This window comes from Acinetobacter wuhouensis (assembly GCF_001696605.3).
In the GTDB taxonomy this organism is placed as follows: Bacteria; Pseudomonadota; Gammaproteobacteria; order Pseudomonadales; family Moraxellaceae; genus Acinetobacter; species Acinetobacter wuhouensis.
This window is the reverse complement of record NZ_CP031716.1, coordinates 317454-343221: the sequence shown is the minus strand read 5'-3', so window position 1 is coordinate 343221 and position 25768 is coordinate 317454. Positions and strand designations below refer to the sequence as shown.

Sequence of the window (25768 nt, the reverse complement as noted above, 5' to 3'; positions counted from 1 at the left end):
ATCAAATATTTTGTATCACTGTATTTTATATGCCATGGCAAACTGTAGGTAAAAACCTTTGAGAGATTTGTGATGACGCACATTCCCAACGCGCCGAACCATTACCAGTATAATTCATCATTGCAAAGATAAGTTTTTTACCAGCCACACCACCATTCATACCAGAGCTATTAAAAGTAAATTCAAAAGCGCATAAAGCCCCACTATACGTGGTATTAATTCCAACTCTCTGTACATATTTACCATTCACTGTTCCCAATGAATCAAGACCCAAATCTTCTGGTGATGTTGGACATGTTCCACTTTCACCATATTTTCTAATTACCTCAGATTTCAGTGAACTTGCCATATTTAATGCCTCAGAGACTTGTGCCCGAGTCGTATAATCCATGTATGCAGGAATAGCAAACGCAGCTAAGATTCCAATAATTGCAACAACTATCATTAGCTCAATAAGTGTAAAACCATTATTATTCATAAAAGCCTCCTAATTTTTTGTCAAAATATCCAAAAAGCTTTCATGAATCTAGTTTATTTTTGATTGTGTTAATTTATTGTCATTAATTGACACTAATTTAATAAATAATACAATTTAGGTATATTTATCAAATTCTTGTAACTGTATTTCTATACAATGAATCATCGTATTCAGCACATTTTATTTAAATATTGGGTATAATCATCAAATGATGATGTCTGATCGAATACTCAATGCAACAACTAAATAACTTAAATTTTAAAAATATTAAAATTGCTATCATTGGCTTAGGATATGTTGGTTTACCTCTTGCACTTGCATTTAGCAAAAAATTTGATGTCATTGGATTTGATATTAATACAAAACGCATTCAAGAGTTAAAACAAAAGCAAGATCATACACTTGAATTAAATTCATTTGAACTTAACCAATTAGAACAAATAACACTATCATCAGATCCAAGTATTTTAGATACATGTAATTTTTATATTGTTACAGTGCCCACACCTATTGACGATTTTAAACAACCAGATTTAAACCCGCTCATCCACTCCTCTCAAACTATTGCAAAATATCTAAAACAGGGCGATGTAGTTGTTTATGAGTCAACGGTATATCCCGGCGCTACAGAAGAAGTGTGTGTACCTATTTTAGAGAAATACTCAGAACTCATTTTTAATCACGACTTCTTTGTTGGCTATAGTCCAGAACGAATTAACCCAGGTGACAAAAAGAAAAAGCTAACCAATATTAAAAAAATTACTTCTGGATCTACAGATGAAGTTGCTCACTTTATTGACCAAATTTATCTACAAATTATTGAAGCAGGCACATACAAAGCCCCTTCGATTAAAATCGCTGAAGCCGCTAAAGTGATTGAAAATACTCAACGTGATGTCAACATTGCTTTGATGAATGAGCTGGCATTAATTTTTAATCGCTTAGGAATTGATACAGAAGAAGTTCTAAAAGCTGCTGAAACAAAATGGAATTTCCTACCATTCCGCCCTGGACTGGTCGGTGGACACTGTATCAGTGTAGATCCATATTATCTAACTCATAAAGCACAATCTATCGGCTTACATCCAGAAATTATCCTTGCTGCCAGACGTTTGAACGACCGTATGGGCGAATATGTAGCAACCCAACTGATCAAAGCTATGGTTAAAAAGCAGATTCAAGTGGTTGGGGGCAATATTCTAGTCATGGGGTTATCATTCAAAGAAAACTGTCCAGATATTCGTAATACTAAAATTATTGATTTAATTGAAAGTCTTAAAGATTATGATCTAAATCTAGATATTTATGACCCATGGGTAAATCCGCATGAAGTTGAAAAAGAATATGGCTTAAAATCCATTCAACAACTTCAAAATAATCACTATGATGCTATCATCTTAGCAATAGGCCATCAAAATTTTATTGATTTGGGATATAAGAATATTCGTAACTTAGGTAAAACAGAATGTATTATTTATGATTTAAAACATATTTTTGAGTTAGAGCAAGTAGATATACGTTTATAAAATGTAGTCAAAAATATTAATTGTGATAAAACAGCCTTCGTCTTTAAAATCATCATTTAATTCATTATGTATAGTCCTTCATTCACCTTAACAGCCATAGAGACATTATGATCAAAGATAATATTTTTATTATTGGCACTCGGGCACAACTAATAAAAGTTGCTCCAATATTAAAAGAATTCGAAGAAAAAGAGCTTCCCTCAAAATTTGTATTGACGGGACAACACAATGATACAATGGAAGAAATCATTGAGGAATTTGGAATAAAAACTCCAATAACGCAATTAATTAAAAATAAAGAACATTCTTCAATTTTAGCTTTATTACTATGGTTACCTTATAGCTTTTTAGCTTTGATTAAGGTTTTAAAACAATCTAAAAAATCTAATATTTTTGTTCATGGTGATACATTAACAACATTAATAAGCACATTAGCAGCCAAGTTTACAGGGCATTCCGTTGTTCATCTAGAAAGTGGATTGACATCTAAAATGCTTTTTAATCCGTTTCCCGAGGAAATAATTCGAAGAATTGTATTTAGATGTACAGATGTTGCTTGTTGTCCTAGTGAACAGGATGTTCAACACATGAAGAAGTATGCTAAAACTGAGATTCTTTATACTCACGGGAATACCATTCTAGACAGTATTACCTATCTAAAAATTGGAAAAAATATAAATAGAGAACCAAATACGATTTTAATATCATTACATCGTTTTCATAACATCTACAATAAAGAAAGACTACAATCTATTGTAGAAATGCTAATTACTCTAAGTGAAAAATATACAATCAACTTTGTTCTTCATCCAGCAACTAAAAAGAAATTATTACAATACAATTTACTAGAACAATTAACCAACAAGCGTATAAATTTACTTCCTAGAATGACTTATCAAAAGTTTCTAGATTTAGCATTATCTAATGAGATTGTAATTACTGACGGTGGCTCTAATCAAGAAGAGTTAGCCTTTTTTGGTCATCCTACTATTATTTTAAGAGAATCAACTGAAAGACATGATGGAATAGGAGAAAATGCAATTTTAATTAATGATCCACCAAGTGTTGTTAAATTTATCATATCTAAAAAATATACTATTCTACAAAAAGAAAAATTAAATCTGATATCATCTCCTAGTGCTATAATTGCTAATTATTTTAAATAATATTAAATCAATTGCTTTAAATAGCACTCTAAATTTTCTACAGTTTGTCTCCATGACAGTATAGGTATCTCTATTTTGTCATGGTGCGCTAATTGAAAGGATAGCTTATTTGCCAAATCTTGATAGTTTCTATTGATATATAAGCTATCTGAATGCTTATTTAAAAGGACTCTCATATCCCCTATTTCTGATGATACGATTGAGAGATTGCATGCGAGCATTTCATACGCTTTTTGTGGGAAACAGTATCGCCCAAATTCATCATCGGGAATACACAACACTCCGACATCTAAAGCTTGAAACAGAGTAACAACGTCTTTGTGCGATAATAATCCCAAATAAATGACACGCTCATCATGAGGCAATGGTGTTTTTTCTTCTGTCGGTCCAGCTAAAATCAAATATACTTGGTCATTTTGATTTTTTATTATTTCCCAAGCATTAAATAAATCATCAATACCTTTCATTTGAGTTAATCCTCCAGCAGTACCAATTAGTGGTTTATCTAGAGGTAAATTTAAAAATTTTCTTGCCACAATTTTATCACTAGACTTGAATAAGTCCTTATCAATAACACTTGGCATTGGATATATATTTGGAACATTTGGAAAGTCTTTGCGCATTTTTTCAGCCAAACTAAAACTAGTTGTTGAAATCACCTTTGCAGTGGATAAGGCTTGATGAAATAGAGGCTTTAAAAATGGGATTTTAGCTTGTCCATATGCTTCAAAATTATCATAAAGATCTGCTACTAAAGGAATATTTAACTTTTTTGCACACCATGCTCCCCAAACAATGTGCGGAATATCTGAGGCTGCAATAATAATATCAGGTTGAAATTTCTTCAATTTTTGTAAAAGAAAAATAGGGTAGGTCAACAACCCTATCTTATTTAGACCTTTATAACTTTTAGAATGCCAAACCAATGACTTTAAATGATTAGACTCATCCCAATCACCCTCATCATGTGCCTGATAGCTTAAACAAAAACTTTCGACTTGGTGACCAAGTAAAGCCAATTGATTGGGTATCTCGTATAAACGAGCATATTTATCTAAAATTACATCCTTAGACATATATTGTCGTTTACATAAGAAAGCTATTTTCAATTATTTTCTCTCTAAAATTATATCTACAGCATTTAAAGCAGCGCCAACTACTTGATCCATATTGTAATAACGATATTCAGCTAAACGACCAACAAAAGTAACTCTCTCCTCTTGATCCGCCAATGCTTTATATTTTTTAAATAATATTTCATTTTCATCACGAGGAATCGGATAATATGGATCACCCTCTGCTGTTGGATATTCTCGAACAATCGATGTTGACGTAGTCTGTTGTCCTGTCAAATGTTTAAATTCAGTAATCCTTGTGAAATCGAAATCATTCGGGTAGTTTACCGTTCCAACTGATTGATACCATTCTTGATCTGCTAGATGTTCATGTTCAAAGCGGAGTGATCTATAAGGTAAGTGCCCAAACTTAAAACCATAAAAAGCATCTATAGGACCTGTGTAAACAATATGATCAAATTCACGACTAGAGTTTAGAATATCTTTAAATTCAGTAGATAATTGAACTTCAATATTAGGATGATTCAAGAGATTCTCAAACATGACCGTATAACCATGCAAAGGCATTGCTTGAAATGTATCAGTGAAATAACGGTCATCCGTATTCGTTCGGGTAGGAATCCGCGCAGCTACACCAGCTTTGAGCTGAGATGGGTCTAAGCCCCACTGTTTTTTTGTATAGTTTAAAAAGAATTTTTCATATAAATCTCGACCAACTGAGTTTAAAACAACATCTTCACTGGTTTTAACAGGTTCTCTAGGTTCACGTACTTTTTCAAAAAAATCCGCTGCTCCCTTCTCATCCAAATCAAGACTATAAAGCTGATTTAATGTATCTCGATTAATTGGGAATGGATATTCTTTTCCGTCAACCACTCCATGTACACGATGTTCGTATTGATACCATTCCGTGTATTTGGATAAATAATTAAGAATTCGTTCACTGTTGGTATGAAAAATATGCGGACCGTATTGATGAATCAGTACGCCATGCTCATCTTTTAAATCAAAAGCATTTCCCGCTATATGGTCACGACGATCTAAAACACAGATTTGATGTCCGGCTTCGGCTAATTCTCGAGCACAGACTGAGCCAGCAAAACCTGCGCCGATGATTAAAACTTTCAACTCTTTTCCCCAGTTAATATTTTGGATGTCGACCTAACTTACCTCTAATACCATCCCAAGTTGCACTCAACCACAGCCTCAAACCATTTAAGTTCATTTTTTTGACGATTAAATAATAATAAGTATAACGAATGAAATCCACAGGAAGTAACCATGCATTACCATCTTCTATAAAAGCAACAGCTCTATTTCTAAACATATAATAGTTTTTAAAATCTGAATGCGCATCACGAGTAATTAAGAGCCCGAATAAGCTCTTTATTCGTTCATTATCATCACTTGGATGATAAAATTTAGCGGATGTAAGTGTCCCAAATTTTATATTATTTTTTAACAACCTTTTAGTATATTCAACCTCATCCCCCCTGATAAATAATTCTTTTTTTGGTAATCCTATTTTTTTTATGACAGACTCATGGATCAGCAAACCATTAAATAAATTTGCTTCTTGTCCAATAAAGTTATTATCTAAAACTTGACCTACATTTCCCCTCAACTGTTTCCCATTCACCCAAACAGGGAATGCAAGTTTATCGACATCATGAATATTTACCTGCAAAGGCGATATTGCCTGAACCTCTCTACATCTTACTTCATCAGTAAGTTTTTGTAGGCACTCTGGTTCAGGATAACCATCATCATCCATCATCCAAATCCATTCAGCATCTTGCTTCAAAGCATATTCTATACCTGAAAAAAAACCACCAGCACCACCAATATTATTTTTTAAATTCACCCATTTTATTTTATCCACTCCCTGTAAATTAGAATTTTTAACATAATCTTCTGTTCCATCTGTTGAAGCATTATTGACAACAATGAGTGTCGTTATTTTATATGTTTGCAACATTAATGCTTTTAAACATTGTAAAAGTAACTCCTTTCGGTTATAGGTTACTATAATTATGCTAACTTTCATCTAAACACTCTCGAAAAATTTTTTATTTAGTAAAAATTAGGGCGTATTAATTTTTTTAATTTATAACCTAGTAAATACTTTAGTGCAGGAAATTTTGCAGGGTGATGACAATGCGTTATACTCCCATAGCGAATTATAAATATAAACATTGAAAAGTTTAAATAACTATTTTTCCACTTAAGCCAAGTCTTGAAAGCTCTGCATGCAAATTCCTGATGCGTACTTTCGACAGAGGAAAAAACATTTAATGCATTTTCATCTACCATTACAGCCTTAGCTTTCTCACCACCATTCCGAACATTGAAGGTTGTTGATTCAGAATGCTGTCTCCAATCCACCAAAGTTTCTTTTAAATATACAATACCGCCATACTCTGCCGCATAAAATGCAATCAACCAGTCTATATAACCAATAGAGGTCATATCACTAATTATTCCTAGCAAATCTCTACGGAATAACATAGTATGACCCAATATTGAATTATAAAATAAGAAATTTCGGCAGTCGTTACCTGATATCATGAATCTTACAGTATCAGAATAGTTAATACCTATAGGATTATCTTCTTCATCTATGAATCTATTGTCACAATACACAAGCATTGCATTATCTATTTCAGAAACTAAACGACTTGTTTTATCAACATGCCATATATCATCTTGATCGCAAGGCGAAATAAACTCTCCTCGACATGCCATAAAGACTTTAATAAAATTATTTATATATCCAATATTTTTTTCTTCACGTGGTAAAAGTTTAATACGATTATCTTTCAGAGCATAATTCTGTAATATTTCCCAAGTTCCATCAGTAGAGCAATCATCAGAGATAACAATTTCTAAGTTTGGGTAATCTTGAGCCAACAAAGAATCCATCTGTTGCTTAAGAAATTTTTCACCATTATATGTGGCTAATGCTATGGAAACTAAAGGCTTAGTCATTACAACCTCTACTAGTGAAAAAGTTTAACAATATTTTTTTATCATTAAATTAAAAAAGAACCAGATATTAAATTTTTCCGTTACTCTTACCAAGAAAAAAAGTAGTAATCATTCTTAAAAACACAAAATAGAAAGTACGATTAAAAAAGATATAAAAAAGCTTATATTTAATAAAAACTTCAAATAACAATTGATAATTATTATTTGAAATGCAGTTAAACATTAATTTAGTAGCTACCATATCCCTTTTTTCCCACTTTTTTTGTGAAATTTTAAAATTATTTTTATGAAAAAAGTCAAATAAATTCTCATACATATTCAGATGCATCAATATAATATTCGCTCTTTTATCATTTTTATTTGATAAAGCTACACAACTTGAGTCATGCATTCTAAAGAAATTCATTTTTTCAGCGCAAAAAAATATTTCTCCTTGCGTTAATATTTTTACCCAAACATTCCAGTCACCAACCGTTCTTAATTCAGTCAATGGTCCACCAACAAGTTGATAAATTGATTTTTTAAAAATGACTCCACTTGCATTCGGAATTGAGTTTTGGTCTAACATATATTTTTCAATAAACTCCCCTCCCCCCATATGAAAATCATCTGTATGTTTATTCTGACCATTTAAGTCGGTATGAGCCACCCAATCACCAAATATTTCTCCAGAACTATTAATTTTCTTCGATTGGCAATATGCCAATACTACTTTGGCATACTTATCAAAACTATGAACCATTTTCTCTAAAAAATCATAACTCGCAATATCATCTGATTCAGCTATCCATATCAACTCACCTTGAGCTAACTCAATCCCCTTATTCCACTGTTTAAATACTGAACCTGAATTCACTTTATTTACAATAAAATGTGAAACTTTTGGATGGTCTTTATATCTACTCAATATTTTTAAACTATTATCCGTTGAACAATCATCTAAGATAATAACCTCATAGTTAAGATAAGTTTGTGAGAATACACTATCTAAACGTTCTTCAAGATAATCATAATGATTATAATTTGGGATAATAATGCTTATCATTGGCTAACTCTCAAACATTAATTATTCTTTTTATTTTTCTAAAAAAAAGACTGCATGTATATTTAAAAACAAACTTAAAATTATTAAAATTTCTATTATTTTCATCCATATCAAGTCGTACTACCAAATTCATTTCTCTGAGTAATTCATTTTTTGTTTTTAGAATTGATACCTCATTCAGAAAATCAACTTCCTTCATTAAATAGTTATCAATTATATTATCCGTAATCGTTGGAAACCTCATTTTTAGAATAACTCTCGAAATATTATGAATCTTTATGTCTTTCAAATAAATACTGTGACTCACTGATGTAACCCGTAATAATGAATTTAAAACACCTCTATAAAACAAATAACCTAACTCACAATCATCTTTAACAAAAAAATCATCTAAATCAATAAACTTTAAATCACTACCATCAACCAATAGATTAAATGGCAAAGCCTCAAAGAAAACTCCACTAATCATACTGTTAAAACAATATTTTTTTTCAAGATTTGAGGATTCCAAAACAAAGTTAAACCACTTATTAAAATAATCATATAATTCATTATATGACCAATCAACTCTATTTAATACATCATGAATAGAACACCAATAATTTGAACCACTTTGTATTAATTCATAGCCAGATATGTCATTTTTTATATAGATATTTTCATTTAAATTAACAAATTTTATCTTTTTAGAAAACTTTCTCTTTCTTAAAAATGAATAATACCAAATTAACTCATCTTGGTGCTCAAAATTCTCTTTTGATGCTACCATTAAAAAAGAGTTTGAATTATCTCCTATTAAATCATTTTCACATAAATTTTTAGCCATTTGTTCTATTGAACAACTATAATGTGTTCCTGCCAGTTGCGGGTCTTTATGTAAAGCCTGAACTATCATATCTTCAAATACGGTATTCTCCTTATTTTTATCTAACGCATTCTTTGATATGATCGTAGTAGGAAATTTATAATCAGGAAAAGGGTAATATTCTGAAATAAAATTAAAACCTGTTTTTTTAAGTTTTTTTAGTAATTCAACTCGCCCATACGTAGTTATATCTGCTTTTTTATATTGTCGATTTAACCCGTACATTGAAATACCAATATGATCTTCCTTAGCACCAACTAAGTATTTTAATCCTAACTTATTTTCTATAGCTAAGATAAGTTTTCCAGTATCTCCCAATTGGTTTTTACATAAATTTAATAACTCTATTTCTCCATTTTCACCTAGGTACTTTTTTGCATACTCCAAAACGCCTATAAGGAGTACAGTATCTATATTATTTATTAAAGGGAATTCTTGAGCATTACAACACACTACAGTCACATTTTCCAAACCACGACATCTTTCTCTAGCAATTTTAGCTCTCCGAAAACTGCCCTCTAACGCAATTACATGTTTAGCATTTTCTGCTAAATATCGTGTAAATGCCCCACACCCGCAACCAATCTCTAACACAACTTTACCCTCCCATTCAGAACGGAATGGTTCAAGTAAATTAGTTCTTTGTGAAGAAAAATGGTATAAAGAGGACCAGTCCTTTATTTTAAACTCTAGCTCATCTGATAAAGTTGACAAATCATTTGTGCTTTTTACTATTTCATAAATATAATTTTCTTCATCTTCCCCATCTGAATAATCAAACTTTTTATCTAAGCTCCATATTTTATTATTTTCATCATAATGAAAATTATGTTTATTCAAAACATCAAACAAGTTGTCCATTTTTACCCCAATTTTCTTACTTTATTACAAAGCCTTATCGCACTTTCCCTATGCGCAATAATTACCATTGTAATTTCCCCATTTAAACCTTGAATTGCATCATTGACTGCTTGCTCTGTTTCATGATCCAAAGCACTTGTCGCCTCATCCATAAATAAAACTTGAGGACTCTTATATAACGCACGTGCAATCCCGATACGTTGCCTTTGTCCTCCAGACAACATTACACCACGTTCACCAACGACAGTATCATAACCTAAAGGCAATTGTTTTTGAATAAAATCATCTACTTGTGCGAGTTTTGCCACTTTAATCACTTGTTCAATATTTATTTCAGATTTAGGCATACCAAACGCAATATTTTCAGTAATCGTTTTATCTGCCAAATATATAAACTGCGGGACATATCCCACTAAATCTCGCCAAGCATTGATATTATCTTCGTTTAACTCAACTTCATCTATATAAATTTTACCCTGCTGTAGAGTTAGAAGCCCTAACATAATATCCATCAAGGTACTTTTACCACTACCACTTTCCCCCATAATACCTAAGCTGGTATTTTTCTTAATTTCGATACTAAAGTTATTTAATACTGGTTGGTCTAAGCGATTTGGATAAGAAAATGAAATATTTTCTAAACGAATTGAATGATTAAAATCCATTTTTTCAGTTTGATTTAATAAAGGCACATCCCTTTCTTGATGATATTCCAGTTCAAATTCAGGCTTTAATATATTTAATACTTGCTGTGAAAACTTTACCTGAGAAATAGAGCGATAAATATTCTGTGCAGCTGGTAACATTCGATAAGCTGCAAAACCATATAGACCAAGTATCGGTAAAATATGTGAAACATCTTTGCCAGAAATGACTAAAATCATGGCTAATCCAATTAAACAACCATAGCCCACTGTTTCTATAATATTAAGCGGTATCTGTCCTAAAGTATCACGCGTAGCAATATGTCTCGCAAAAACTCTAGATGATTGTTCGAATTGATCAATATAACCTTGTTTTGCATTATTAATCATCACGTCTTTAATACCGGCCAATGCTTCTTGGCAGGTTTGGTAACGTTCTTTATTAGCTTGTGTAAATTCTTGTCCAATCAGTTCTAATTTTTTTCTAACGAGTATATAAATACTAATATAAAACAATGCCAATATAGAAGCTGTAGCAAATGCCATGAATGGATCATAAAGTAAAAGGATACCCACCATAGACAATAAAACAATACTATAAGACATCAATGTCAAAGCAGGTAAAATCATCATCCAAATCAGTTGATCTACTTCAGATAAAATATTTTTACTGAGTGTTGCACTATTTCGTTGAATGAAAAATTCATAATTTTGCTTTAAGTAAATTTTCAGCAACCGCGTAGAAAAATAATGTCTTTGTAAACTTGAGAACCGATTTACAGCATATTGAGTAATTATTTTGAAGAAAGTAGAAAAAATAACAACACTTAAAGAAAGAAAGCCCAATTTAACAATAAATATTTGTTCAGTTCCGCCCCTCATCAGATCATACATAAGTTGTAAATATTGATTTGAACTAACAATGGATGGATTCGATAAAACTGCTAAAAAAGGCATAATCGAAATTACACCCGCTGATTCAATAAAAGCCATCCCCATGACCAATATTAAAACGTATAAAACTTTTCTTTTGTCTAAAGGTGACAAAATTTGCCAAAGCTGTTTTAAACTATCAAGCACTTCTATTATTTCTCTTTATACATTAAAGCTGTAATCTGTTCTGAAATCAATCCCATCAGAAAGATCATAATACTGCCTGTATACAATAATGCACTCATATTGGTAAAGCGATTGTATTCATACAAAGTATAACCATACCAACCTGTTGCCAATAAAAACAACACTACAGCAAAAGGTAAAAACATTTTTAAAGGCGAATATAGAGTCGCAATTTTAAAAATAATCAAAAAGAAACGTATACTATCTTTTACAGGATGAATGTGACTTTTTCCAATACGTTTTGCGGCATGGATTGGCACATAAGTCACAGAATATCCTGCGCGGAAAAAAGCCATCGTACTTGTGGTTGGATACGAAAAACCATTGGGCAGTAAATATATAAACTCTCTAAACTTTTCTGCTCGTACAGCTCTAAAGCCTGATGTTAAATCTTCAATCTTATGCTCAGACATATAAGATGCTAAATTATTATAGAGTTTGTTTGCTACACCTCGCCCGACACTTGCTTGAGAACCTTTTTGTCTAGCCCCTACGACCAGATCATAACCTTCTTCAATTTTGGCTAAAAGTCTTGGAATATCTTGAGGGTCGTGTTGCCCATCCGCATCCATAAATACAATCACGTCACCAGTTGCATTTCGAGCACCTGTTTTAATTGCAGCTCCATTTCCTTTTGAGTAAGGATGAGAAATAACTTTCGCACCTGCTTGCTCTGCAATTTCTTTTGTTGAATCAGTAGAACCATCGTTTACAACTAGAATTTCTTTAGCAATATTCAATACCTGAATTTTGGCAATTGTATCGCTAATTGCTCCAGCTTCATTTTTGGCAGGTAAAACTATACTTATTTTCAAACTAGATTCCTTAAACCCCAGACTTGATTTGTTGCTCAAAAAGCTTTTTCAATCTCATAATTTCCATTTCATATTCAGACCTACTGCGCCTTAAAGTAGATGCACCCTGTTGTTTAAAAATCAATTCAACTTGATTCAATAAACTTAATGCATTTGATGATGAGCTATGTGTCCCCAATTCTGCCACCATCATTAAACCTGCTTCGACATCATTATAACGCTTAACGGCTTCCTGATATTGTTCTAATGCTATCTCATCATTATTCATCGCTAAATATATCTGAGCTTTTAAATATGCAGACAAACGCCAATAAACTGAAATGTTACTGTATTTTGAATTATGATCTAAATTCTCAATCAATCCCAATATGGATGAGCAGTATTTTTTACATGCTTCTTGATTACCAACAACGCTCTCTGTCAACAAACGTAACCCTTGTATAGCTTGTGCATCAAAAGGCTGTTGGCCTAATCTAGATGCTGTCATTTCAAAATCATGATCAGTCGCAAAACTATAAGAGACTTTTTGTAATAAAAGCTGCATAGTCAATAATGCACTATTCGGCATTTTCGCTAAACTTTGTTCTAAGTGCTGATTTGACTTTAATATATCACCTTGTTTTGTATAGTAATTAGCTATCTCACTTTGAGCGCGTGGTGAGTTTGGTGAATTTTTCGCCCAATACAAAAGAAGTTGTTCTGTATTACCCCATAGCTTTGCTCTTTCATATGTAAAAAAGCTTAAAATAGATAAAATGATAAGAACAATCAGATAGACCAATTTTGATTCAATTTTACTTTTTAACCAATGTAAAGCACTAGCGATAGGTAAAAATAAAAATAAAGCTGCTAAATAATTACGATGTTCAAAATAAAGTTCTAGCCCTAGAACGGTAGACTCCATCAAGTGTGCTGTAAAGAAAAATAGAACAGCTAAAGAAAATAAAGGATATTTTGGCTTTAACACAAATGCAGATAGTGCCAACCCACTTAAAAAAATAATTGAATATACAGTTGTGATTGGTTGGAATAAGGATTTTGAAACTATAAAATCATCTTGATACAATCCACGACCTTCTATTTGAGGAATAAAAAGATTAAACAAATATTCAGTTACAATTCTAGCTTCACTATATAAACGTTCAACCTGATTAAAGTTACGGTTTGGCCAGATATTATCTGCAAAATTAATCTCTCTAAAAATTAAGTACAGTACCGCACATGATGGCAACCATAAGCACAATGCTCGCCATTGCCATATTGGTCGATTTTGTTTATCTGGATTACAAAACTCTATAACCAAGATCAGTAATGGAAGTAGTGCGCCATTCTCTTTACTATAGGTTGCTAAAATTGTGCATAAACCTATTGATACAGCCATATAGAAATATGCTTGAAGTGGCTTATCAACAAGAAGTAACCGCGCTTTTAAATATCCAACAATACCAATAAGCGTGAATAGCGTAGCTAATTGAGCCATTCGCTGAACCACATAAAGTGTGGTAGACACGAAGGATGGATGAAGCAACCAAATACTTGATGCAATTAAGGCAATCCAAATTGCCTGTTGTTCTTTATAATTATAATTTCGTAATAACAATAAAGTTGCCCAAGAGAGTAAAACTCCGTTGAGTAAATGGATCATGAGATTGGTATATTTAAATGGATAAGGATCTGTAGGCCATGTATTTGCATCTAAAAGAAAACTTGCTAAAGATATAGGGCGACCTGTCGGACCAGCAAAACCACTAATAATAAAGTTTTTCGCTTTATCCCAATTATCTACTGCATTAGAATTAGCGAGTGGCTCTAGATTTGGATAATCATCAAATAAAAAATTGCCATTTAATCCATAAATATATACACATATAACACTTATAATTATCAGATTAAAATAAATAAATGGAAAATATTTTTTCATATATTCTTATTCAAAAATAACGCCCTAAAAAGGGCGTTATTGATCTTGTCTCTAATTTAATTAACGACAAGCAGTTGGATAATATTTTGCTGTTGAAGCTGTTGAACCTGTACATTTCCACTCAACTGAACCAGCTGAAGTAGTTGGACTAAGCACGAGAGTTGCACTTTTAATACCTTCAGAGACATCTGAACTCTTTAATGTTGCTGTGATTTTACCACCGCTAATTGCAACATTATCTACATATTTACCTTTAATACTTGCTGCTGCTGCAACACCTGCATCCGTGTTATTGGTTGGGAAAGTGCCTTTATTCGAATAATATTCAGTAACAGCACCTTTTTGACCACCAGCAAGATTCATTGCTTCAGTCATTTGTGAACGCGCAATATAATCTTGATAAGCAGGAATCGCAATTGCAGCAAGAATACCGATAATCGCAACAACGATCATTAATTCGATAAGGGTGAAACCCTTTTGAACTGATTTCATAACATTTCTCCAATGTTTTAAAAATTTTTTATCGCTTTTTAGAGCTTTTATGAGTCTGTCTTATGTGGAAAAAACCAACAGCCCTCGAACACATTCTGATTTTAGTGTGAATGTAATTCTTTACAAGCTTTTTTTATCGTTATTTTTCAACATGTAATTTAACGTAAAAAAGTGACACTTATGGTCACTTTTTTAAAGAAAAAATTCAGGCTTTTCTGTGCTAATTCAAAATAATAGGCTGATTTGACAACTCGTTCATCATATCAGGTTTTTTATCATTGTAAAACAAATTCAATACTTTACCTATTTCTGCTACACCATTAACTACAGCAGAACGATACTGTCTGTTTTTCAGCTCAGCCACGATTTGATCACAGATCCGTTGCCATACTTCAGTAGACGTCTTTAGATTGATCCCCCGATCCACCACGATTTCTACAGTTTGCTCACACAAATTCAAATACAGCAAAACACCACTATTAAACTCGGTATCCCATACACCCAACTCCGCAAAAAGCTGTTGCGCTCTTAAACGAGTACATTGGTAATAAGCTTGATGGCTTGGGATATGCCCCTCTATCACCACTTGAATTTCACCGACATGACCATCTTCAGCCTGCTGAACAGCTTGGGCGATGACCATTTGATCTTGTTTAGAAAAATACCGTTTAGATGCAGGCATATAAAAAAAGTGCTTGAGCCAACGTCTAAAACTCGGTTCAACTGATTCTTGCAACTTCGGTTGCGTTACAATTTCCGTTGTATCATTTTTAATTACCATGAACCTGATGCTCCCCCTCCGCCAAAACCACCTCCGCCACCGCTGTAGCCTCCGCCCCCACCGAAGCCTCCACCACCGCCGCCACGTCCACCACCAGAAACGAACATTTGGAACAGCAACTGCGCGATTGAAGTGATCAATAAAAAGAACACACCAAAACCAAGCACTAAACTCATCACGATGCCTGAGCCATAAATCATACCTGCCGCAGCAGCAGTTACTCCTGCCACAGATGCACTCAAACGATTCCCCACAATAAACGATGCAAATACACCAATAATCAAAATAATCATCGTGGTAGTGAGTGTTCGATCTTTGGCTTCCTGTGCTTTTATCGCTTGATCTTGACGATCCTTGAGTTCATCCGCAGCTTTGGCTGCTGTTTCAGGATCCATATCCAAGATACGCTCAATTTCATCAACACCAGCTTGGATCCCTTGACCAAATTGGTTTTGTTTAAATGCTGGTGTGATTTGATTACGGATAATACGATTGACCATAATATCTGGAAGCACACCTTCCAAACCGTATCCTGTAGCGATATGCAATTTATGATCATTCACCGCAACTGCAATCAATAAACCATTGTCTTGTTTTGCTGAACCCAATTTCCATTGTTCCGCCACACGCATAGCAAAATCAAAAATGCCTTCATTGCCTGTTGTCGGAACAATAATCACACCAATTTGTGCCTTGCCCTGACGGTAAATATCCTGAATTTGTTGTTCAAGATTTTGCTTTTCCGCAGCAGTTAAAACATTTGCTTGGTCAATAACTGGTTGATTTAAGCTTGGAATATCACGTGATAACTGCCCTTCTGCCATATCATTGGCAACAGCGATTGAATTTTGAGTCGCATCAGTCGGTGCTTGTGATTGAGTTCTCGTTGTGACATTTGTGGCTTGTTGCCCATTGATCGCGGATGCATTTGTACCAATCACATTTGGAACATTCGCATTGGGCACAATTTTACCCAAAACTACAGCTTCTTGCGCCTCTTGTTCATCCGTTGCTGTTGCAGTTTCAGCCCATACGGTTGATTGAACAGACAGCATCAACCCGAACAGTATAAAGATACCTATACTGATTTTTTTAATTCGTGATGCTTGTAACCATTCAATCATCAAACCACCTCTATTCACGCAATGTATTCATTAACCAGATCAATACCCCTTTCGATTCACGTCAAATAAGATGGTGAGTGAGGTATTTAGAAATTAGTTAAAATTCACTGTTGGCGCTTTAGAAGCACCCGCTTCCGCACTAAAGTTTGGCTTGGTTTTCATACCAATCACTTTAGCGGTCATCGCTTGAGGGAATTGACGTACATAAGTATTGTAATCTTGAACAGTGGTCACATAACGAGTACGTGCAGTACTGATACGGTTTTCTGTACCTTCAAGTTGCACTTGTAAGTCACGAAATTGCTCATTGGCTTTTAGATCTGGATAATTTTCAGTCACTGCCAATAAACGTGATAACGCACCTGTCATTTGCGATTGTGCTTCTTGGTATTTTTTGAATAATTCAGGATCGTTTAACACTTCTTTATCGACTTTCAAGCCTGCAACATTGGCACGTGCTTGAGTGACTTCAGTCAGTACTTTTTCTTCATGTGTCGCATAACCTTTCACCACATTCACAAGGTTAGGCACTAAGTCCGCACGACGTTGGTATTGGTTTTCAACTTCTGACCAAGCAGCAGTTACTGATTCATCTTTAGCCTGCAAGGTATTATAGCCACAACCTGAAAATGCCAAAGTACTTGCTAAAGTAAGTGCCAATAAGCCTTTTTTCATTGCATTCATCATATTTCCCTCAAAGATATTTCGTTGTATTTGTTCATATATATTTGCATTCTAAACACAATTTGCACAAGTTTTGTGTATTTTTGCTATTCTTTAATCAAAATATTTTTTTTAAATGTTGCCATAATTGAAATACAAATGCTTTGAATTGAAACCACTTAGAATGTAGGAAATAGTCTTTACGCTTTTCCAATAATTGTGGATTGCTATAACCTAAGTCTTTAGCCCGATCATAAAGAATATCAACGGTATAATTATCTGTATTGTATTTTGTAAGTTCGATATTTGCCATATTAAAAATAATCTGTGCACTGATTGGATCATGCTTGACAAACCTTAGCCGCTGATCCATTTGTATCTCACTGTCTAGCAATATTTTGTCTAAATCATAATGCTTATTTTGAAATACAATTTCTTGCACTTTTGCCTTAGGTACAGTTGAAGTACCAAAATCTAAACCTAATACATCATGGGTTTGAATCCATTTTGAATCTTTTTTCTGCTGGATTTGTGCATCCAATATTTTTAAATGCATCCATTCACTGCCTTGGTGAATATTGGCATCACGTTGCATACCTTGTGCAATCCAATATTTCGCTTTTTCTAAATCACCTGAAAGTTCGTAGGCTGTACCTAAATTTGCCGCAGTCTTGGCTAAATTGGGATGTTGTTTTTCAAGTTTTTTAAATATTTTAATCGCATCGTTATAGCGATGGGCAAAAATGAGTAATACACCATAATCATTTAATTCTTCGACTGTTTTTATTTTAGCTTTAGTTTCCTCAAGCTTTTCTTCTGCATATTCTTGAGTAATAGCACCTGCCCCCATCTCAAAAGCATAACTATTAATACATGCAACGGCTGAGTTTGAAACCGCATAAGCTAGGCTTAAAAATAAGATATTTTTTATTGTCATCATTTTGATTCATTATTATTCAATGTGCTCATTATATATTTCAGCCACAAAAAAGCCACCCTAAGGTGGCTCTCATCAAAATGATGATTTATTCATCATCTTTTTTGTCTTCTGAAGGAGGTAAGTCCTTCACAGCTTCTGCAATCAAACCAAACATGTAGTTTCCGTATGCATTGGTTTTGTCATAATGGAAGCGCAGACGTGGCGTTACACGTGTTTTAATGCGACGACCCAGTTCATGACGCAAGAAACCAGATGCTTTATTCAATACATCTAAAGTTTCTTTGTTCGCAGCTTCACTTTGTTCATCACCCAGTTCACGCCCCATTACAGTCACGTAAACTTCTGCATAACCTAAGTCTGGGCTTACTTTTACCGCAGAGATGGTCACGAGACCACCTAAGCGTGGATCTTTCAGCTCCTGACGAATCAGTTCAGAGAGCTCTCTCTGAACTGTATCTGCCATACGCTTAAGACGTTGACTACCCGCCATTAAAGACTCCGTTTGATCAACTGAACATCATACACTTCGATCTTATCTTGTGCTTTGATGTCTTTATAGCCTTTAACAGCAAGACCACACTCCATGCCCGCACGAACTTCTTCAACCACTTCTTTATAGCGACGAAGAGATTCAAGTTCACCTTGGAATACCACCACATCATCACGAAGTACACGAATTGGTTTGTTACGATGCAACATACCTTCAAGTACCATACAACCTGCAGCAGCACCAAATTTACTCGAGTGGAACACTTCACGTACTTCAGCAACACCCAGAATCGTTTCGCGATGTTCAGGAGCCAACTTACCGCTCATTGCATCTTTTACGTCATCAATCAATTGATAGATTACGCTGTAGTAACGAATATCGATGTCGTCTGCATCTGCTTTTTGACGTGCAGTATTGTCCGCACGTACGTTAAAGCCGAGCAAGAACGCTTCTGAAGATTCAGCAAGAATCACATCAGACTCAGTGATCGCACCTACACCTGAACTAATCACACGAACTTTAACTTCGTCAGTAGATAATTCAGAAAGCGCAACGATCAATGCTTCTAGAGTACCACGTACATCTGTTTTCAAGACCACATTGACAATCGGCACATCTTTTTTGCCCATTGAAGCCATCAAGTTTTCAAGACGCATTGCAGATTGACGTTCAAGACGACGTTGACGTTCACGATCTAGACGAGCTTCAGCAACTTCACGTGCTTTCTTCTCATCATCAACCACAAGAACTTCATCACCCGCCATAGGCGCTTCTGGAAGACCCAAGATTTCAACTGGAATCGAAGGACCTGCAGATTTGATACGTTGACCATTTTCATCTGTCATCGCACGAACACGACCATAAGATGCACCAGCAAGTACCAAGTCACCGACATTCAATGTACCATTTTGTACAAGAATAGATGTTACCGCACCGCGACCTTTATCTACACGCGCTTCAATAACAACACCTTGCGCAGCACCTTCTTCAGATGCTTTCAACTCTAACAATTCAGCTTGAATTGAAATTAAGTCAAGTAAATCATCGATACCGGCACCAGTATGTGCTGAAACCATTGCAACAGGAACATCACCACCCCATTGTTCAGGGACGATTTCTTTCGTTGTCAATTCGTTCAATACGCGATCTGGATCAGCAGATTCTTTATCCATCTTGTTGATTGCAACAATGATTGGTGTACCTGCAGCACGTGCATGGTCAATTGCTTCCGCAGTTTGTGGCATTACACCATCATCCGCAGCCACAACAAGCACCACGATATCAGTCGCTTTCGCACCACGTGAACGCATTGCAGTAAATGCAGCATGTCCAGGTGTATCTAAGAAAGTAATAATGCCTTTCTCAGTTTTAACGTGATAAGCACCAATATGCTGAGTGATACCGCCCGCTTCGCCTTGTGCCACTTTCGCACGACGAATACGGTCAAGAAGCGAAGTTTTACCATGGTCAACGTGACCCATGATTGTAACGACTGGAGGTCGAGTAGTTTGAACACCACGCGCTTCTTCAGCTGCTTCAAGTAAGTTATCTTCCGCTTGTGTATCAGAAACGAGAACTGGATTGTGTCCCATTTCTTCTACGATCAATGCTGCAATTTCTTGGTCAATCGCTTGGTTTTGTGTAACCAATTCACCCATTTTCATGAGTGATTTAATCACTTCGCGAACTTTAACTGCCATTTTCGCAGCTAAGTCAGCAACCACAATCGTTGTACCAATTTCAACATCATAAACTTGTTTTTTAACTGGTTTTTCAAAGCCATGCTTGTTTGCTTGACTTGTTTTCAAACCGCGTTTGTGTGGGTTATGGCTGAAAGATTGCTCTTCTTGACCACGACGTCCACCTTTCTTTTGACCACGTGGATTATTCGTGTTTGTACCACGCTTAATCTCACGGTCTTCTTTCGCAAATGAGTCTTCATAAGCCTGACCTACAAGACCAGCAGCCAAAGGAGAATCATCCACAACACGAATTGTTGGTGCATTATCATCAGCTGAATACTTCGACGCCATTTGACGCATTTGCTCAAGTGTACGTTGTTGTGCTTCTTCTGCTGACTTTTTACGTGCTGCTTCTTCCGTCGCTTTCAATTGCGCTGCTTGAGCTTCACGTGCACGTTTTTGCTCAGGCGTTTCAATTGTTTTCACTGTTGCTTTAGTAATTGGTTTGTTCGTAGATTTACGTTTAACCACGACCGCAGCTTTCGGTGTTTCTTTTGCAGCGGTTTGCTGTTTTGCAGCAGCGCGCATTTTTTCCAAATTCGCTTTTGCTGAACTCTCAGTTTTTTCAACTTCTTGAACAGCAGTTTCTTCCTGTGCTTTTGGAGCCACTTTTTCCTGTGCATCAGCCTGAGCCTTCGCTAAAGCTTCAGCTTTAATTTGTTCAGGATCCGGCTTGGTAAAAGTATGTTTCTTACGCACTTCAACATTAATCGTTTTAGATTTACCTGAAGTACTAGCAACTTTTGCAGTGCTGGTCGTTTTACGCTTTAACGTAATTTGTCCTGATTGTCCTGCATCTTGCGTTGACTTATCCGTCATTTATGCACTCCTAGTTAAACCATGATTCACGTGCTTTCATAATCAATTGACCTGCTTTTTCAGCACCTAAACCATCGATATCTGAAATATCGTCAGTTGCTTGGTCAGCCAAGTCATCGATTGTTACAACACCACGAGCAGCTAAAGCATGCGCAATTTCAGAAGTCATACCTTCCATCTCAAGAAGCTCTGGACTTGGATCCTGAATATCTTCTTGTTGTTTCAATGCATCTGCCAAAGCGGCTTCTTTTGCACGACTTTGTAGCAATTCAACTGTATCCGCATCCAATTCGATTTCATCGAAAGTTTCTGCAGGCACATAAGCAATCTCTTCAAGTGAAGTAAAGCCCATTTCTACTAAAGCCATTGCAAGATCTTCTTCAATATCAAGACGTGTTACAAACATGTCTAAATATTGTTGAGCTTCATTTTGTTGACGAGCACGATACTCATCTTCAAGCATCATATTGAGTTTATAGCCAGTTAACTCTGAAGCTAAACGAACGTTTTGTCCTTGAGAACCAATCGCACGCGCGAGTTGATCACTGGTCGCAAAAATAATGTCTGCAGTACGCTCTTCTTCATCGATCACAATACCCGATACATCCGCTGGCTCTAAAGCACTAGCGATATATTGAGCAGGATCATCAGACCATACAACCACATCAATACGTTCACCATTCAACTCAGATTGTACTGCTTGGATACGTGTACCACGCATACCAATACAAGCACCTACTGGGTCAATACGATGGTCATTGGTTTTCACAGCAATTTTTGCACGAACGCCTGGTTGACGTGCTGCTGCTTTAATTTCAATGATTTCTTCAGAAATTTCTGGAATTTCTTTTTTCATCAATGCGATTAACATTTCAGGTTTAGCACGAGACAATAATAATTGCGCGCCACGACCTTCACGGTTCACATTGAAAAGAATTGCGTTCATACGTTGTTTAGGGCGAAGAATTTCCTTAGGAATCATTTCTTCACGCGCTAAATATGCTTCTGCATTGTCACCTAAGTCGATGATAAAGCCATCTTTGGTTTGTTTTTTCACTTCACCGTAGATCAGCTCACCCACTTTAGATTCATAAGCATCTGCAACCAACGCACGTTCAGCTTCACGAATTTTTTGCACAATCACTTGTTTCGCGATTTGAGCAGCAATACGACCGAAATCGATTGATGGCACTTCCAATTCACGAATATCACCAATTGACCACTGCGCAGGATCAACATCAGAAATAGCATCTTGACATGCAGGCATTTCATGATCTTCATCAGCAACCACTTCCCATTGACGGAAAGTACTATAGTCACCAGTTTTACGATCAATCTCCACACGTAGACGCGCTTCTTCCGAATTCGTTCCTTCGTAGAATTTCTTTTTAGTCGCTGCAACTAAAGCTTGTTCAAGCGCTTCAAAAATTGCTTCGCGACTTACACCTTTCTCATTACTAACCGTTTCAACGACGGTGAGAATCTCGCGTGCCATAGGTCACCTATTTGTTCAGATTTCTATTTCTGGATTAATCTTGATAGATCAGATTCGCTTTATCAATATTGTTTGCATCAATTTCAAGTACCTGTTGTTTTTCAACTTCCACTTGAATGAATTCATTTTCTAAATCAACAGCAACCAATTTCGCTTGAAACTTACGACGATTTTCCACCGCTGCGATTAAACGCAAAGCAACTTGTTGACCAATATAAGCTTGTAGCTGTGCCAATTGGAAAAATGGACGATCCCAACCTGGTGATGATACTTCTAAGGCATATTCACCTGAAATTGGATCATGAACATCCAAAATCGCACCCACTTGCTGTGTTACACGTACACAATCTTGTACACCGATACCACGGCCTAACTCTACTTCACCCTCTTCATTTAGAACAGGTTCAGCATTTTCAGAAACTTCTTTATCGATATAAATACGCAATAAAGAACGTTTACCTTGAGGGATAAATTCAATTCCCCAAAGGTCAACATCACAAGCTTGCACTGCAGGAGTGATTAGATCTTGAAGTGCCTGAGTTTTATTTGATAGCTTCATTTACTCTCGTCAATTTGTGCGATTCAATCGCTCATCGGACTAACCAATTTTTTGGACTAACCAAACTTTACTATAGTGAAGCATGTCTTTTTGACCAATTGATGTACACACCACACGATAGCCAATAAAAAAGGGCGTAATCGCCCCTATTATCGTACAGTAAACCGTAGCTCACTATACAAAAAGACCCACCTATCTGTGAGCCCTTTTAGAAACTTGGTAGCGGGAGCTGGATTTGAACCAACGACCTTCGGGTTATGAGCCCGACGAGCTACCAGACTGCTCCATCCCGCATCAGCGTTGCAATATTATACTCAAAAATGATTCAAATTTCAATCAATATGTTTCATTTCTAAGCTTAGCTAAGTTGCATCTTAACTAAGATGGTACAAGAGTTGGATTAAATCAATAACCTTCGTGATTTTATAAAGAGTTGAGCCCGACAAGCCAAATCAACAAAAACACATCAACTACATGACCAAATAAATGGTAGCGGGAGCTGGATTTGAACCAACGACCTTCGGGTTATGAGCCCGACGAGCTACCAGACTGCTCCATCCCGCAACAAACTGCAAATATACGAATAAAATTTTTCAATCTTATTTTTAATTAAGTTGCATCTTAATTAAATTGGTAGCGGGAGCTGAATAAACCAACAACCTTCGTGATTTTATGAAGAGTTGAGCCCGACGGGCCAAATCAACAAAAACACATCAACTACTTTACCAAATAAATGGTAGCGGGAGCTGGATTTGAACCAACGACCTTCGGGTTATGAGCCCGACGAGCTACCAGACTGCTCCATCCCGCAACAACGTATTCACTGCAAACACCAACAAAAATTTCTGGATTCTTTGTTGGTGCGGAAGGGGGGACTTGAACCCCCACGCCCGAAAGCACTACCACCTCAAGGTAGCGTGTCTACCAATTCCACCACCACCGCAGCTGTGACGCATTCTAGTAGCTTACACACCAAATTGAAAGGTTTAATTTTAAAAAAAGAGTTATTTCGGTGCGGTTGGCGAAGTTTCACCCGTATTTGTTTGTGCAGGAGCTGTTGTTTGCGAACTAGATTGTACTGTTTTCAATCCATAAGCATCGGAAGTTTGCTTTTTCGCAAACACAGCAAGCGTGATACTGGTGACAAAAAACAATGCTGTCAGAATCGCAGTTAAACGTGTTAAAAAACTCGCTGAACCTGATGCACCAAATACAGTTGCTGCACCACCGCCACCAAATGAAGCGCCAGCATCTGCACCTTTACCATGTTGAACTAAAATCAGTCCAATCATCAGAACAGCCAATATGATATGTACTACCAGCACAAAAGTATGCATGCTGAACTCCTATTCTTTTATTTTCGCAAATGCGCGAGCAATTTCAAAAAATGACGCTGCATTGAGTGATGCACCACCAACCAGTGCACCATTAATATCTGGACAAGCTGCCAACTCTACTGCATTTTCAGGTTTAACACTACCACCATACAAAATGGCAATATTCTTCCCTTCAGCTGCAATTTGAGCCAAACCTTGACGAATTTGGGCATGCATCGCTTGTGCATCTTCAGGAGAAGCTGTCTTACCTGTGCCGATTGCCCAAATTGGTTCATAAGCAACTACAATATTGTGCCACTGATCTGCTTTTACAACTGTCGCTAGGTCACAAATTTGTTGTAGCACAACTTGCTCTGCTTGCCCTGCTTCACGTTGTTCTAAACTTTCACCAACACAGTAAATGACGGTTAAACCAGCATTCAGTGCATTTAGAACTTTGGCTTTCACGTGTTCAACACCATCACCAAAAATTTCACGGCGCTCAGAATGACCAATTAACACATAATCAATTTGACTGTCTTTAAGTAGCTCCGCGCTGACTTCACCTGTAAATGCGCCTGTACCTGCCATACGAGAAAGGTCTTGAGCGACAACTTTAACAGGTGACTGTGCATCAACCAATGACTGTTGAACGGACAATAAAGCAATAGAAATCGGTGCAACACCAATATGACATTGTTGTTCTGTAATCGGTGTTTGTTTTAAATACTGTTTTAAATCTTGAATGAGCTGTTGCGAATTCGCTTGCATTGGGTTCATTTTCCAATTGCCGACAACCCAAGGAGTAATAGTCGAATCCGACATACATCTAACCTTTTATCA

At 35.8% G+C, this 25768-nt stretch carries 22 protein-coding genes, 4 tRNA genes and 1 pseudogene; 2 read left to right on the top strand and 25 right to left on the bottom strand.

Going from position 1 to position 25768, the window contains the following annotated elements; all coding sequences use genetic code 11:
• Positions 1-25: 25 nt before the first annotated feature.
• Positions 26-478, bottom strand: coding sequence for a pilin (locus BEN71_RS02275; RefSeq protein ID WP_068973823.1), 453 nt, complete (start codon positions 476-478; stop codon positions 26-28).
• Between the two features lie 233 nt (positions 479-711).
• Between BEN71_RS02275 and tviB the strand changes: the two genes are divergently transcribed.
• Both tviB and BEN71_RS02265 read left to right on the top strand, forming a co-directional pair.
• Positions 712-2004 carry a Vi polysaccharide biosynthesis UDP-N-acetylglucosamine C-6 dehydrogenase TviB gene (gene tviB, locus BEN71_RS02270; protein WP_068973824.1) on the top strand — a complete coding sequence of 431 codons (1293 nt, stop codon included), beginning with the start codon at positions 712-714 and terminating at the stop codon, positions 2002-2004.
• 107 nt (positions 2005-2111) lie between these two features.
• The gene (locus BEN71_RS02265) at positions 2112-3170 is read left to right on the top strand and encodes a UDP-N-acetylglucosamine 2-epimerase (protein WP_068973825.1); all 1059 of its coding nucleotides are present in this window, start codon (positions 2112-2114) and stop codon (positions 3168-3170) included.
• 2 nt (positions 3171-3172) lie between these two features.
• On the opposite strand, the gene BEN71_RS02260 is transcribed toward BEN71_RS02265, so the two are convergent.
• From BEN71_RS02260 to tpiA, 24 genes and pseudogenes are all read right to left on the bottom strand, one after another.
• Entirely contained in the window at positions 3173-4246 is a 1074-nt protein-coding gene (locus BEN71_RS02260; protein ID WP_227542646.1) for a glycosyltransferase family 4 protein, read from the bottom strand.
• Between the two features lie 33 nt (positions 4247-4279).
• Positions 4280-5374 carry a UDP-galactopyranose mutase gene (gene glf, locus BEN71_RS02255; RefSeq protein WP_068973827.1) on the bottom strand — a complete coding sequence of 365 codons (1095 nt, stop codon included), beginning with the start codon at positions 5372-5374 and terminating at the stop codon, positions 4280-4282.
• 13 nt (positions 5375-5387) lie between these two features.
• Entirely contained in the window at positions 5388-6293 is a 906-nt protein-coding gene (locus BEN71_RS02250; protein WP_086322677.1) for a glycosyltransferase family 2 protein, read from the bottom strand.
• A gap of 26 nt (positions 6294-6319) precedes the next feature.
• Positions 6320-7234, bottom strand: coding sequence for a glycosyltransferase family 2 protein (locus BEN71_RS02245; protein WP_068973829.1), 915 nt, complete (start codon positions 7232-7234; stop codon positions 6320-6322).
• A 67-nt stretch (positions 7235-7301) separates the two neighbouring features.
• Positions 7302-8279, bottom strand: a complete 978-nt coding sequence (locus BEN71_RS02240) for a glycosyltransferase family 2 protein (RefSeq protein ID WP_068973830.1) — start codon at positions 8277-8279, stop codon at positions 7302-7304.
• 10 nt (positions 8280-8289) lie between these two features.
• Complete coding sequence (locus BEN71_RS02235; protein ID WP_068973831.1) at positions 8290-10005, bottom strand: class I SAM-dependent methyltransferase; 1716 nt, start codon at positions 10003-10005, stop codon at positions 8290-8292.
• A gap of 2 nt (positions 10006-10007) precedes the next feature.
• Entirely contained in the window at positions 10008-11642 is a 1635-nt protein-coding gene (locus tag BEN71_RS02230; protein WP_406565257.1) for an ATP-binding cassette domain-containing protein, read from the bottom strand.
• 92 nt (positions 11643-11734) lie between these two features.
• Positions 11735-12583: a glycosyltransferase family 2 protein gene (locus tag BEN71_RS02225; protein WP_068973833.1), complete on the bottom strand. Its 849-nt coding sequence runs from the start codon at positions 12581-12583 to the stop codon at positions 11735-11737.
• A 10-nt stretch (positions 12584-12593) separates the two neighbouring features.
• Positions 12594-14504: a hypothetical protein gene (locus BEN71_RS02220; RefSeq protein WP_068973834.1), complete on the bottom strand. Its 1911-nt coding sequence runs from the start codon at positions 14502-14504 to the stop codon at positions 12594-12596.
• A gap of 60 nt (positions 14505-14564) precedes the next feature.
• Positions 14565-14996, bottom strand: coding sequence for a pilin (locus BEN71_RS02215; protein ID WP_068973835.1), 432 nt, complete (start codon positions 14994-14996; stop codon positions 14565-14567).
• 220 nt (positions 14997-15216) lie between these two features.
• Positions 15217-15777, bottom strand: a complete 561-nt coding sequence (locus BEN71_RS02210; protein ID WP_068973836.1) for a TPM domain-containing protein — start codon at positions 15775-15777, stop codon at positions 15217-15219.
• Positions 15771-16901 carry a TPM domain-containing protein gene (locus BEN71_RS02205; protein ID WP_068973922.1) on the bottom strand — a complete coding sequence of 377 codons (1131 nt, stop codon included), beginning with the start codon at positions 16899-16901 and terminating at the stop codon, positions 15771-15773. The genes BEN71_RS02210 and BEN71_RS02205 overlap by 7 nt, the downstream gene beginning before the upstream one ends.
• Positions 16902-16994: 93 nt before the next feature.
• Positions 16995-17585, bottom strand: coding sequence for a LemA family protein (locus BEN71_RS02200; RefSeq protein ID WP_068973923.1), 591 nt, complete (start codon positions 17583-17585; stop codon positions 16995-16997).
• Between the two features lie 97 nt (positions 17586-17682).
• Positions 17683-18504: a tetratricopeptide repeat protein gene (locus tag BEN71_RS02195; protein ID WP_068973837.1), complete on the bottom strand. Its 822-nt coding sequence runs from the start codon at positions 18502-18504 to the stop codon at positions 17683-17685.
• A gap of 85 nt (positions 18505-18589) precedes the next feature.
• Positions 18590-18994, bottom strand: a complete 405-nt coding sequence (locus BEN71_RS02190) for a ribosome-binding factor A (protein ID WP_068973838.1) — start codon at positions 18992-18994, stop codon at positions 18590-18592.
• Positions 18994-21522 (bottom strand): annotated as a pseudogene (gene infB, locus BEN71_RS02185) (translation initiation factor IF-2); the annotation flags it as partial. The pseudogene infB and the gene BEN71_RS02190, both read right to left, overlap by 1 nt.
• 43 nt (positions 21523-21565) lie before the next feature.
• Complete coding sequence (nusA, locus tag BEN71_RS02180; RefSeq protein WP_068973839.1) at positions 21566-23050, bottom strand: transcription termination factor NusA; 1485 nt, start codon at positions 23048-23050, stop codon at positions 21566-21568.
• Positions 23051-23084: 34 nt separating this feature from the next.
• A complete protein-coding gene (gene rimP, locus BEN71_RS02175) occupies positions 23085-23609 on the bottom strand; it encodes a ribosome maturation factor RimP (protein WP_068973840.1) in 525 nt (174 codons plus the stop codon).
• A gap of 217 nt (positions 23610-23826) precedes the next feature.
• Positions 23827-23903 (bottom strand) — tRNA-Met (locus tag BEN71_RS02170).
• Positions 23904-24096: 193 nt separating this feature from the next.
• Positions 24097-24173, bottom strand: a tRNA-Met gene (locus BEN71_RS02165).
• A 170-nt stretch (positions 24174-24343) separates the two neighbouring features.
• A tRNA-Met gene (locus BEN71_RS02160) sits at positions 24344-24420 on the bottom strand.
• A gap of 47 nt (positions 24421-24467) precedes the next feature.
• Positions 24468-24552: transfer RNA gene (locus BEN71_RS02155), tRNA-Leu, on the bottom strand.
• Positions 24553-24613: 61 nt separating this feature from the next.
• Positions 24614-24946, bottom strand: coding sequence for a preprotein translocase subunit SecG (secG, locus tag BEN71_RS02150; protein WP_068973841.1), 333 nt, complete (start codon positions 24944-24946; stop codon positions 24614-24616).
• Positions 24947-24955: 9 nt separating this feature from the next.
• Positions 24956-25750 carry a triose-phosphate isomerase gene (gene tpiA, locus BEN71_RS02145; RefSeq protein WP_068973842.1) on the bottom strand — a complete coding sequence of 265 codons (795 nt, stop codon included), beginning with the start codon at positions 25748-25750 and terminating at the stop codon, positions 24956-24958.
• Between the last annotated feature and the right edge of the window lie 18 nt (positions 25751-25768).

Excerpts from the sequence above, each read along its gene's own strand:
- BEN71_RS02245 (WP_068973829.1), bottom strand. The coding sequence starts at position 7,234 with ATGACTAAGCCTTTAGTTTCCATAGCATTAGCCACATATAATGGTGAA.
- BEN71_RS02215 (WP_068973835.1), bottom strand. The coding sequence starts at position 14,996 with ATGAAATCAGTTCAAAAGGGTTTCACCCTTATCGAATTAATGATCGTT.
- BEN71_RS02200 (WP_068973923.1), bottom strand. The coding sequence starts at position 17,585 with ATGAATGCAATGAAAAAAGGCTTATTGGCACTTACTTTAGCAAGTACT.
- BEN71_RS02190 (WP_068973838.1), bottom strand. The coding sequence starts at position 18,994 with ATGGCGGGTAGTCAACGTCTTAAGCGTATGGCAGATACAGTTCAGAGA.
- BEN71_RS02240 (WP_068973830.1), bottom strand. The coding sequence starts at position 8,279 with ATGATAAGCATTATTATCCCAAATTATAATCATTATGATTATCTTGAA.
- nusA (WP_068973839.1), bottom strand. The coding sequence starts at position 23,050 with ATGGCACGCGAGATTCTCACCGTCGTTGAAACGGTTAGTAATGAGAAA.
- secG (WP_068973841.1), bottom strand. The coding sequence starts at position 24,946 with ATGCATACTTTTGTGCTGGTAGTACATATCATATTGGCTGTTCTGATG.
- BEN71_RS02195 (WP_068973837.1), bottom strand. The coding sequence starts at position 18,504 with ATGATGACAATAAAAAATATCTTATTTTTAAGCCTAGCTTATGCGGTT.
- BEN71_RS02250 (WP_086322677.1), bottom strand. The coding sequence starts at position 6,293 with ATGAAAGTTAGCATAATTATAGTAACCTATAACCGAAAGGAGTTACTT.
- tpiA (WP_068973842.1), bottom strand. The coding sequence starts at position 25,750 with ATGTCGGATTCGACTATTACTCCTTGGGTTGTCGGCAATTGGAAAATG.
- BEN71_RS02260 (WP_227542646.1), bottom strand. The coding sequence starts at position 4,246 with ATGTCTAAGGATGTAATTTTAGATAAATATGCTCGTTTATACGAGATA.
- BEN71_RS02235 (WP_068973831.1), bottom strand. The coding sequence starts at position 10,005 with ATGGACAACTTGTTTGATGTTTTGAATAAACATAATTTTCATTATGAT.
- BEN71_RS02220 (WP_068973834.1), bottom strand. The coding sequence starts at position 14,504 with ATGAAAAAATATTTTCCATTTATTTATTTTAATCTGATAATTATAAGT.
- BEN71_RS02230 (WP_406565257.1), bottom strand. The coding sequence starts at position 11,642 with ATGGCTTTTATTGAATCAGCGGGTGTAATTTCGATTATGCCTTTTTTA.
- BEN71_RS02275 (WP_068973823.1), bottom strand. The coding sequence starts at position 478 with ATGAATAATAATGGTTTTACACTTATTGAGCTAATGATAGTTGTTGCA.
- BEN71_RS02205 (WP_068973922.1), bottom strand. The coding sequence starts at position 16,901 with ATGATTGAATGGTTACAAGCATCACGAATTAAAAAAATCAGTATAGGT.
- BEN71_RS02210 (WP_068973836.1), bottom strand. The coding sequence starts at position 15,777 with ATGGTAATTAAAAATGATACAACGGAAATTGTAACGCAACCGAAGTTG.
- rimP (WP_068973840.1), bottom strand. The coding sequence starts at position 23,609 with ATGAAGCTATCAAATAAAACTCAGGCACTTCAAGATCTAATCACTCCT.
- BEN71_RS02265 (WP_068973825.1), top strand. The coding sequence starts at position 2,112 with ATGATCAAAGATAATATTTTTATTATTGGCACTCGGGCACAACTAATA.
- tviB (WP_068973824.1), top strand. The coding sequence starts at position 712 with ATGCAACAACTAAATAACTTAAATTTTAAAAATATTAAAATTGCTATC.